2 protein-coding genes are annotated in these 11,042 nt (G+C 61.8%); both read left to right on the plus strand.

Going from position 1 to position 11,042, the window contains the following annotated elements; genetic code table 11:
- Positions 1 to 25 precede the first annotated feature (25 nt).
- A complete protein-coding gene (locus tag MRY17_RS00775) occupies positions 26 to 10,396 on the plus strand; it encodes a hemagglutinin repeat-containing protein (protein ID WP_243353118.1) in 10,371 nt (3,456 codons plus the stop codon).
- Positions 10,397 to 10,855, plus strand: a complete 459-nt coding sequence (locus MRY17_RS00780; RefSeq protein WP_083227352.1) for a hypothetical protein — start codon at positions 10,397 to 10,399, stop codon at positions 10,853 to 10,855.
- Positions 10,856 to 11,042 lie beyond the last annotated feature (187 nt).

The following is an 11,042-nucleotide window of genomic DNA, read 5'->3' on the forward strand; positions in this document are numbered from 1 at the left end:
GTTGCGCCGCAGCGAGAAACTGAAAATGGACGTTCGACAATTTGCCTTCCTGGCCCGCCAACCTTCTGCTGCCCTGAAGCCGCGAAATGTGTTCTTCGGCCTGCCCAAACGCGGGCTGGCGCTGATCCTCGCCAACGCGCTGTTCTGGCAGCCGTTGCTGGCCCAGGCCGAGGGCATCGTGGTCAGCGCGCCGGGCACTACCGTGGGCGCGGCGGGCAACGGCGTGCCGGTGGTGAACATCGCCACGCCGAACGGCGCGGGGCTGTCCCATAACCAGTTCCAGCAGTACAACGTCGGCCCCAACGGCGTGATTCTCAACAACGCCAACGGCGCGCTGCAAAATACCCAACTGGGCGGGATCATCGTCGGCAACCCCAACCTCAAGGGCGGCGCGGCCAGCGTCATCCTCAACGAAGTCAACGGCGGCAGCGCCAGCCAGTTGCGCGGCTATACCGAAGTGGCGGGGCAGTCGGCCAAGGTCATCGTGGCCAACCCGTACGGCGTGACCTGCGCCGGTTGCGGCTTCATCAACACCCCCAACGTCACCCTCACCACCGGCAAGCCCATCATCGACCCGACCGGCCAGTTGAAAAGCTACCAGGTCGATGGCGGCGCCGTGACCATTGACGGCGAAGGCCTGAACGCCAGCAACGTCGACCGCTTCGACATCATCACCCGCTCGGCCAAGATCAACGCGCAGATCAACGCCCGCGAACTCAACGTGATCGCCGGGCGCAACGACGTCGATGCACAAAGCCTGAACACCACGCCGCGCGCCGATGACGGCAGCGCCAAACCCGAGCTGGCGATTGACTCGTCGGCCCTGGGCGGCATGTACGCCGGCGCGATCAAACTGGTAGGCACCGAAGCCGGTGTGGGCGTGAAGCTCGACGGCACCCTGGCCGCCAGTGGTGGAGATATCCAGCTCGACGCCAATGGGCGCTTGAGCCTGGCCCAGACCGCCGCCAGCGGCGCAATCAATGTCAAAGCCGCCAGCCTTGACGCTCAGGGACCGATGTATGCCGGTACCGCTCTGGATGTACAAACCCAGGGCGATCTCAACAGTCGCAAAAGCCTGGCCGCACGCGACCGCATTGCCCTGTCCAGCGGCGGGACGCTGACCAACGCAGACATCATCGAAGCCGGCGTCAACGCCGATAACACCCGCAACACCACTGGTGACGTCAGCCTGCACGGCCAGGCCATTAACAACAACGGCGTGAGCGTGATCGGCAGCCGCAGCTTGAGCGTCGATTCCCCAACCTTGAACAACCAGGGCGGCACTCTCAGCGCCCGGCAAAGCACCCGCGTCACGGCGACTGCCCTCGATAACCGCAACAACGGACGAGTCCTCGGCAACACCGCGCTGGCTATCGACGCCGGCGCGCTGCAGAACGGCCAGGGCGGCTTGATCGCCAGTAACGGGCCGCTGACTGCCACGCTGGGCACTGTGCAAAATACCGGCGGCGAAATCTCCAGCCTGGACACTGCCACCCTGACTGTGACCACCCTGGACAACGTCGCAGGCTTGGTCACGGCCGGCAACGCGTTGAGCCTCAACGCCGGCACGCTCGACAACCAGAACGGGCGCGTCACCAGCCAGGGCGTTCTTCACCTCACCGGCAATAAGCTGGACAACCGCCAGAAAGGCCTGGTCGCCAGCACCGGCGGCGTGCAGGTCGAGGTCGCCAGCATCGACAACCGCAACGGCGAACTCTCCAGCCGTGCGGGCGTGGCGGTGAACGGCACGCAACTGGATAACAGCGATGGCGGCCTGGTAGTGGCCGGCACTGGCCTGAACCTGAACGTCGATCAATTGCTCAACCGCAACCAGGGCCTGATCAGCAGCGAAGGGCTGCTTACCCTGACCACGGGCACCCTGGTCAACCGTGGTGGCGCGCTCTCCAGCGCCGGCCCGCTGAGCATCACCGCCCGTGACGCGGTGGACAACCAGGGCGGGCGCCTGGTCACGGACGGCAGCCTGACCTTGACCAGCGCACGCGTCGACAACAGCCAACAAGGTACCCTCAGCGCGCGTGATGCGCTGCGCATTGACACCCGCGACCTGAACAACCAGCAAGGCGGCCAGGTGACCAGCGCCACCGGCCTGACCCTTGAACTCAATCGCGGCCAATTCAACAACCAGGGCGGGCTGATCAACGGCCCGCTCTTGATGCTCAACAATCTCAAGGACGTCAATAACCAGGGCGGCGAAATCTCCAGCAGCCAGGCGTTCACCCTCACGGCCGACAACCTCGACAACAGCGGCGGTAAGGTGCTCGGCAACACCACCCTGGCGCTGCGCATCGGCCAGGCCCTGACCAACGTCAAGGGCATGATTGCCGCCGCTGCGGTGGACGCAAGCGCCGCCAGCCTGGACAACAGCGGCGGCACCCTCACCAGCCGTGGCGACACCCTGCTCAACGTGAGCGGCCCGTTGACCAACCAGGCCCAGGGCCTGATCAACGCGGCCAACCTTCTGAGCATCAATACCGCGAGCCTGGCCAACCAGAACGGCTCGCTGCTGGGCAGCGCGATTGCCCTGGACTTCGGCACCGCCACCGGCGACCTGAACAACACCGGTGGCCTGATCACCACTGCCGGCAACCTGAGCATCAATCACCTGCGCGACTTGAAGAACCAGGGCGGCGAACTCTCCAGCGCGCAGACCCTGAGCCTCAGTGGTCGCACCCTCGACAACAGCGGTGGCAAGCTGATCAGCAATAACCTGCTGGTGCTCAACGCCGACGCACTGATCAACCAGAACGGGCTGATGTCCGGCTGGCAAGGCCTGAACGCGACTGCCGCAAGCCTGGACAACCGCAACGGCGGCACCTTGTCGAGCCGCTACGGCGACCTGAATGCCACGCTCACCGGCCGCCTGCTCAACAGCGGCGCGGGTGCGCTGGTCAGCCAGAAAGCGCTGACGGTCAGCGCCGCCGAGCTGGACAACAGCGACAAAGGCGTACTTTCAAGCGCCGCCGAACAAACCCTCAACGTCTCCGGGCTGCTGAACAACGCCAACGGTGGCGCCATCGACAGCGGCACGGCCTTGAACCTGACCGCGCAGAATCTGAACAATAGCGCCGGCTCTATCAACGGCGGCGCTGCCACTCGCCTGGACCTGCTGGCGACCCTGACCAACACCAACGGCAAGTTGGCCAGCGCCGGCCCGCTGCTGATCAGCCGTGCCGCGCAGATCGACAACCAGGGCGGCCAGCTCGCCAGCCAAGGCTTGTTGACGCTGCTGACCGGCGGCCTGGATAACCGCAATCGCGGCACGCTGGCGGCCAACGCGCGCATGAGCATCACCGCCAGCGGCCTGGTACAGAACGGCAACGACGGCTTGATCTACAGCCAGAACGCTGACCTCACGCTCAGCGCCAACCGTCTCGACAACGCCAGAGGCTCGGTGCAAAGCCAGGGCGCGCTGACCCTCGATGTGGCCGATGCGGTCGACAACCAGAGCGGCAAACTGCTCGCCCAGGCCGGCAACCTCACTGCCGGCGCAGCCAGCCTCGACAACCGTGGCGGCACCCTCGCCAGCCTCCAGGCCTTGCTGCAGACCAAAGTGGTGGGTGTGCTGCGCAACGGCTATGACCTCACCAACAATCGCCAGGGCGGCGTGATGCAGGGCCAGACCCTGGACCTGCAGGCCGGTGGCGTAGACAACTACGGCGGGCGCATTTCCGCCCAGGCCGGCGACGGCCTGGTCACCACCGGCAACTTCGACAACCGCAACGGCGGGCTCTATGCCAAAGGCCTGATGCGCGTGGTCGGCCACGATTTCGATAACAGCGGCGACAACGATGGCCAGATTGCCGCCCGCCAGGTCGACCTGGACCTCAGCGGCGCGTTGAATAACCGCCTGGGCATCATCGAAAGCGAATCCACCCTCAAGGTCCGCGCCGCCAGCCTGGACAACCAGACCGGCCGCCTGCGCGCACTGGGTAACAGCGGCACCACCGAGTTCGCCATTGGCGGGCTGTTCGACAACCGCAACGGCGTGCTGGAAACGGCCAACACCAACCTGACCCTGGACGCCGACCGCCTGCAGAACCTCGGCGGCAACGTGCTGCATGTGGGCACCGGCACCTTCGGCATCGCGCCGCGCAATCTCGATGATGTGGGCGGTAGCCTGGTCACCCGTGGCGACCTGACCATCGCCCAGGACACCTGGACCAACAGCAGCGTGATCCAGGCCGGGCAACTGACCGTCAACGTCAACAGCCTCGACCAGACCGCGACCGGCCAATTGCTCGGCGCCCGGCGCTTTATCGGCAGCGGTGGCAACTGGTCCACCAACGGCCTTATCGCCAGCGACGGCGACCTTGACCTGAGCTTGAGCGGCGCGCTGAACAGCAGCGGACGCATCAGCAGCCTGGGCAAACTGAACCTGACCGCCGCCCAGGCCAACTTGAGTGACACCGCCAGCATCGCCGGCGGCGGCGTGACCCGCGCCACCCTCAGCGGCACCCTGAACAACCGTGGCCGCCTGACCTCGGCCACCGACCTGCTGATCGACGCAGGTGCGCTCAACAACTACGCCACCCTCGGCAGCGGGCAAGCGCTCACGGTCAACACCGGCGCATTGCTCAACGACCACGGCCTGATCTTCAGCGGCGCCGACATGGGCCTGCGCGTGGCGTCGCTGAACAACAGCTACGGCGACCTCTACAGCATGGGCAACCTGAGTGTCGATCGCGACGGCAAGGGCGGCCTGGCCGACAGCATTATCAACAGCTCATCGAGCATGCAGAGTGATGGTGACCTGACCCTCACCGCCGCCACGATCAAGAATGAACGTGCGGTACTGACCGTCAACGATGCGGGCGTATACACCGCCTCCGCCACCGAAGGCACCTGCATCGAATACGTCAACGCCGGCGACTGCCATGCCGGTGGCACAGGGCGTAACTACGTATGGGAAGTGGTGACCCGCGACAAACTGGAAGTGACCGCCGCCAGTGCCGGCTCGAGCATCACCTCCGGCCGCAACATGACCCTGGCCGGCGGCGACCTGCTCAACAGCAGCAGTTCGATTGCAGCCGGCGGCAACTTCACGGCGCGCCTGAACAGCCTGGTCAATACGGGGATCGAAACCGGCGAGACCGAGACGTACCGGCTCTTTACCTCCGCGCGCACCGAACATCCACGTGCCTGGTTCAATGCCGCCAGCGCACTGACCAACAAGTACTGGTACCAAAGCCCGAATTACACGCCCAACGACCTTGGCGGCCTTGAAGCGGCCGTGGCCAACTTCGTCGGCATCATGGAGAGCGAGCGCACCCAGTTCGGCAAAGTCACCAAAATCGCCAGCGATGATCAGCGCTACGCCGCCGTGATTCAGGCTGGCGGCGCGGTGGACGTCAAGGCGCAGGCCGGTATCGACAACAGCGTGGTGCGCCTGGGTTACACCTACATCGGGGCGGGTGCAAAAACCACCACCGGCGCGACCGGCGCCAGTGCCGCCAACGGTTACTCGACCCGCGTCACCCTCAACGCGCAATTGCCTCCGGACCTGGCCCAGCAGCAGATCAACCCGCTGAGCTTGCCCGGCTTTACCTTGCCCAGCGGCCAGGGCGGCCTGTTCCGCCTCAGCGGCCAAAGCGCCAGCGCACCGGCCAGTACCGGCCCGCAAGGCTGGACCCTGGGCGGCGGCAGCGTAGACCGAGCCCCGGTTTCCGCGCCGGTGGTAGCCGGTACCGGCACCTCGGCCGACGGTGTCACCCTCAACCGCGTGCAAGGCCTGCCGGACAGCCAGTTCGTCTCCAACCCACAGAAATACCTGATCGAAACCAACCCGCAGCTGACCAATCTCGGCCAGTTCCTCAGTTCCGATTACATGCTGTCCAAGCTCGGCTACGACCCCGACCAGGCGCAAAAACGCCTGGGCGACGGCCTCTATGAACAGCGCCTGATCCAGCAAGCGGTCATTGCCCGCACCGGCCAGCGCTTCATCGACGGCCAAACCAGCGACACGGCGATGTTCAAGTACCTGATGGACAACGCCATCGGCAGCCGCCAGGCGCTCAATTTGTCGGTAGGTGTAAGCCTCACCGCGGAACAAGTCGCGGCCCTGACCCACGACATTGTGTGGATGGAAAACGCCACCGTCGCCGGCCAGCAAGTGCTGGTGCCGGTGCTCTACCTGGCTCAGGCCAACAACCGCCTGGCGCCCAATGGCGCGTTGATCACCGGCAGCGACCTGAGCCTGGTCAGCGGCACAGACCTGACCAACGTCGGCACCCTGCGCGCCACCAATAACCTGGCCGCCAGCGCCGGACGCAACATGGTCAACAGTGGCCTCATTGCAGCGGGCAACCGTCTCGACCTGCTGGCCGGCAACAGCCTCACCAACCGCGCCGGCGGCATCATCAGCGGGCGCGACGTCAGCGCCGCTGCGGTAAATGGCGATGTGCTCAACGAACGCACGGTCACCAGCCACCAGAGCAGCAGCGGCTACCGCACCGAACGCAGCGACTTCGTCGACAACGCCGCGCGCATCGAAGCCGCCAACAGCCTGACCCTGCAAGCCGGTCGCGACGTCAACAGCACCGGCGGTGTGCTCAAGAGCGGTACCGACACCCGTATCCAGGCCGGGCGTGACGTGAACCTCGTCACTGCCGAACAACGTAACGCCAATAGCGTCAGCACCTACTCGCGCAGCAGCAACGTGACCCAGTACGGCACGGTGGTAGAAGCCGGGCGGGACTTCCAGATTGTGGCGGCGCGGGACATCAGCGCCATTGGCAGCCAATTGAATGCCACGCGTGATCTGGCGTTGGTGGCCAAGGGCAATGTGAACCTGGCTTCGGCGGCGAATGAACAGCATTCGGCGTTTGATTCCAAGAAGGTCACCAGCAAAGAGGATCACGTTCAGCAGGTAGGCACCTCATTGGTAGCTGGCGACAACCTCTCCCTGAGTGCAGGCAACGACCTCGCCGTCAGCGCCAGCCGCGCGAGCGCGGGCAAGGAAGCCTATCTCTACGCGGGCAATGATCTGACGCTGAACGCCGCCCAAGACAGCGACTACAGCTACTACCGCAAGACCAAGACCAGCAACGGCTTGCTGTCCAGCAGCCAGAAGACGCGTATCGACAGCAGTAACCAGATTACCCAACAGGGTTCCTCCATCAGCGCCGACACGGTGGTCGTGCGTGCCGGTCGAGACATCGGCACAAGCGCCAGTGACGTGGTCTCCACCAACGCCACCAGCCTGATCGCCGGGCGTAATGTGGTGATCGACGGCGCGACGGAAACCTTCGAGCAAAGCCATTCGTCCTCGACCAAAAAATCGGGCTTGATGAGCAGCGGTGGCATCGGCGTCACCCTGGGCTCAAGCAGCAACAAAAACACCCTCACCAGCAGCACCGAAACCACCCGGGCCAGCAACGTCGGCAGTGTGCTGGGCAGCGTGGATATCCGGGCGGGCAAAGACCTCACCATCAAAGGCTCTGACGTGGTTGCCGGTAAAGACATCAGCCTGGTTGGGCAAAATGTCAGCATCCTGGCGTCCGAAAACAACAACCGCAGCGAACAGACGGCCAAAAGCAAAACCAGTGGTTTGACCCTGGCACTCTCCGGCACCGTGGGTAGCGCGGTGGACTCCGCTTACCGAACTGCCAAGCAAGCCAAAAGCGAGGACGACGGCCGCCTCTCGGCGCTGCAAGGTGTGAAGGCGGGTTTGACGGGGGTGCAGGCGTGGCAAGCGGCGCAGCAGAATGGAGGCATGACCGGCGCCAACGCTGGGCAGTTTGTCGGCATTGCCATCTCGCTCGGCTCGCAAAAATCCAGCTCCAAACAGACCCAGGAGCAGACAGCAAGCCAAGGCAGCAGCCTCACCAGCGGCAATAAACTCACCATCGTGGCGCAGGGGAACGGTACGCCGGGTGACGCCGGTGATATCCGCGTTCAGGGCAGCAAGCTCCAGGCCAGCAATGAAATGACGCTGGCTGCAGAGCGTGATATCCGCCTGGAAGCCGCCGCCAACACACAAAAGCTTGATGGCAAGAACAGCAGTGGCGGTGGTGCCATAGGTCTCAGCTTTGGGTTCGGTTCCAGTGGTGCTGGCCTGAGCATCTTTGCCAATGCGAATAAGGGCAGCGGCAACGAGAAAGGCACCGGTACAACTTGGACAGAAACGACATTGGATGCTGGCAAGCAAGTCAGTCTGATCAGTGGGCGCGACACCATCCTTAAAGGCGCGCAGGTCAGTGCAGATCAGATTAAAGCCGCAGTCGGTCGCGACCTGACGCTGCAAAGTCTGCAGGACACCGACGACTACAAGTCCAAGCAAACAGATGTCAGCGGCGGCGCGAGTTTCACGATTGGCACCATGACGGGTAGCGGCTCGCTGAGCGTCAGCAAAAGCAAGATCGACTCCAACTATACAAGTGTGCAGGAGCAAACTGGCCTGTTCGGCGGCAAGGGCGGCTACCAGGTCGATGTGGGCAACCATACCCAACTCGATGGCAGCGTGATCGCCAGCACGGCCACGCCGGACAAAAACCGCCTGAACACCGGCACCCTCGGCTGGAGCGTTTTAAAGAACAAGGCTGACTACACAAGCCAGTTGCAGAGCGCCAGCGTCAGCAGTGGCAATAATGGTGCCGAAGGCTTTGTCAGCAATATGCCGAGTGGCACGCTGGTCGCATTCAACCATGGCGACAGCGACAGCGGCACCACGTCCTCGGCCATTTCCAACGGCACCCTCAACATCCGCGGCCCTGCCAAACAGCAGCAGGATGTTGCGACGCTGAGCCACGATGTTGAACACGCCAACGGCGCCATCAGCCCCATCTTCGATAAGGAGAAAGAGCAGAAACGGCTGCGGCAAGTGCAGTTGATTGCGGATATTGGTACTCAGGCGGCGGATATCACACGCACTCAAGGTGCCATTAACGCGGCCAATGCTCAAAAAGATCCCGAAGCGGTAGCGGCTGCGCGCGACAAGCTTATCCGTGAGGGCAATACCCAGCCGACGGATAAAGAGATCGCTGCACAGGTGACCCGTACGGTGATGGAACCGTACGGAACGGGGGGCGATTATCAACGTGCCGCTCAAGCGGTGACGGCAGCTTTGCAAGGGCTGGCAGGCGGGGACATCGGCTCCGCACTTGCGGGCGCGTCGGCGCCCTATCTGGCGAACCTCATCAAGCAGTCAGCGCAGGGCAACGATACCGCCCGAATCATGGCCCACGTGGTATTGGGTGCTGTAGTTGCACAAGCCCAAGGGAACTCGGCGGTTGCCGGTGCCGCAGGAGCTGGTACGGGGGAGTTGATTGCGGCGCAGTTGTATCCGGGTATTAAAACCGAGAATTTGAGCGAGAAGCAGAAACAGACAGTATCGGCGCTTTCGACATTGGCGTCGGGCTTGGCAGGCGGGCTTGCAGGAGGTGACCTGAGCGGTGCACTTGCCGGTGCAAAGGCTGGCAACAATGCCGTTGAGAACAACTCAGTGGCTGATATTGCCATTGCATTAACTGAGGGTAAGACGCTTGAACAAAAAGCCGAAGAGCGCATCAACGCTGAAAACGAGCACTACAAGGAGCAAAACTGTGCAGGACTGAGCACAGAGGCGTGCTCGGCGCAAATGTATGGTGAGCGTCGTGAAAGCCTTGCTTATACGTTGGTGGGTGGTGTTGTTGTAGTCGGAACAGTGACAGGAGGCATGTTACTTGGTCCAGCCCTGTTAAATGCCTGTGGGATGAACCCGGTAGCTTGTACCGAACTGACAATAGCAGCAGTAGAGGTGCCTTTTGGTGCTGCGATGGCTGGCGGTGGGGCTCTGGGCGTTGGTGGATTTGGTAGTCTTGGGAAGGAGGTAGCTGCTACTGCGGATGCTGCGGCGGCGGCGCGGAATGTTGAGACTGTAACAGGTGGCGCTCTTGGTCCAAAAGGCGCAGGTGAAGTTCCTAAGCCGACTAGCCTTACCAAGATTACGGACGAGATGAAGGCTGATCCTTACCATCCGGATTGGCAGCGTTACGTGGGCAATGAGCCGAGAGCGGTTGGAGCGGATGTTGTTAGCGGTGATGCAAAAGGCGCAGGTGAGGTTGCCTCTATAGGCGGAAAGACCTGTATTTATAACTGCGTTGTCGATGGCGTGACTCGTTATGTTGGAATAACCGACGACATAGTTAAGCGCGGTCAAGCTCACCTCAGAGAAAAAGGCATCACGATTGACAGAATAGAGGGTTTACAGAACCTGTCACGTGCTGACGCACGGGCAGTCGAGCAAACACTGATCGATTACCATGGCCTTGGTAAAGATGGCGGCACATTAATCAATAAGATAAACTCTATATCGTCTGTCAAAAATCCAACTAAGTATGAACAGGGTTTGATTCGCGGCGCCGAGCTGCTGAAAAAAGCTGGATATGAAGGATTTTAAATGGCTAAGAAAGTAAAGCTGGGCGACATTTTGCAGGTGTTAACCTCGCAGGGTGTCGCATATGCGCAAGTTACTCATAAACATCCGGAGTTTGGTTTTTTAATTCGTGTTTTCCCAGGGTTTCATAATGAACAACCAAAAGATTTTTCGGTTGTAGTTGATGGTGAACCACAATTTTCCGCATTTTTTGTTGTTCAAAGTGCGGTAAATCAAGGCCTTCTATCCGTTGTGGCAAATGTTCCGGTTCCCGAAAGGTTACAAGTGTTTCCTACGTTCCGTTCCAGGAATGGCGGGCCGGGAGGCTCTATTTGGCTGTGGAATGGAAGCGAAGCACTTCGGCTGGAGAGAGAGATTAGCTCGGAAGAGCTGAGGCACTCCACAAGAGGAATTATCAGTGCGCCATTGCTTGTTGAGCGTATTGAAAATAATTACAGAGCTGAGACTCATGAGGTCTGGTGAGTTGTTGAAGTTTCAACTTCATCTGACATTCTCAACACCGGCCTTGCGCCGGTGTTTTTGGGGGAATAGGGGCCAGACCCTGAGGAATCCCCACAAACTCACCCTTAGCTCTGCGCTTGATGGCGCACCTCATCACGCAGAGCCCGCTCCAATATTTCCAAGTATCCTCGTCCTCCAAAATCTGTGC

The sequence above is a fragment of the Pseudomonas orientalis genome, from assembly GCF_022807995.1.
Classification (GTDB): Bacteria; Pseudomonadota; Gammaproteobacteria; order Pseudomonadales; family Pseudomonadaceae; genus Aquipseudomonas; species Aquipseudomonas orientalis_B.

Excerpts from the sequence above, each read along its gene's own strand:
- MRY17_RS00775 (WP_243353118.1), top strand. The coding sequence starts at position 26 with ATGGACGTTCGACAATTTGCCTTCCTGGCCCGCCAACCTTCTGCTGCC.
- MRY17_RS00780 (WP_083227352.1), top strand. The coding sequence starts at position 10,397 with ATGGCTAAGAAAGTAAAGCTGGGCGACATTTTGCAGGTGTTAACCTCG.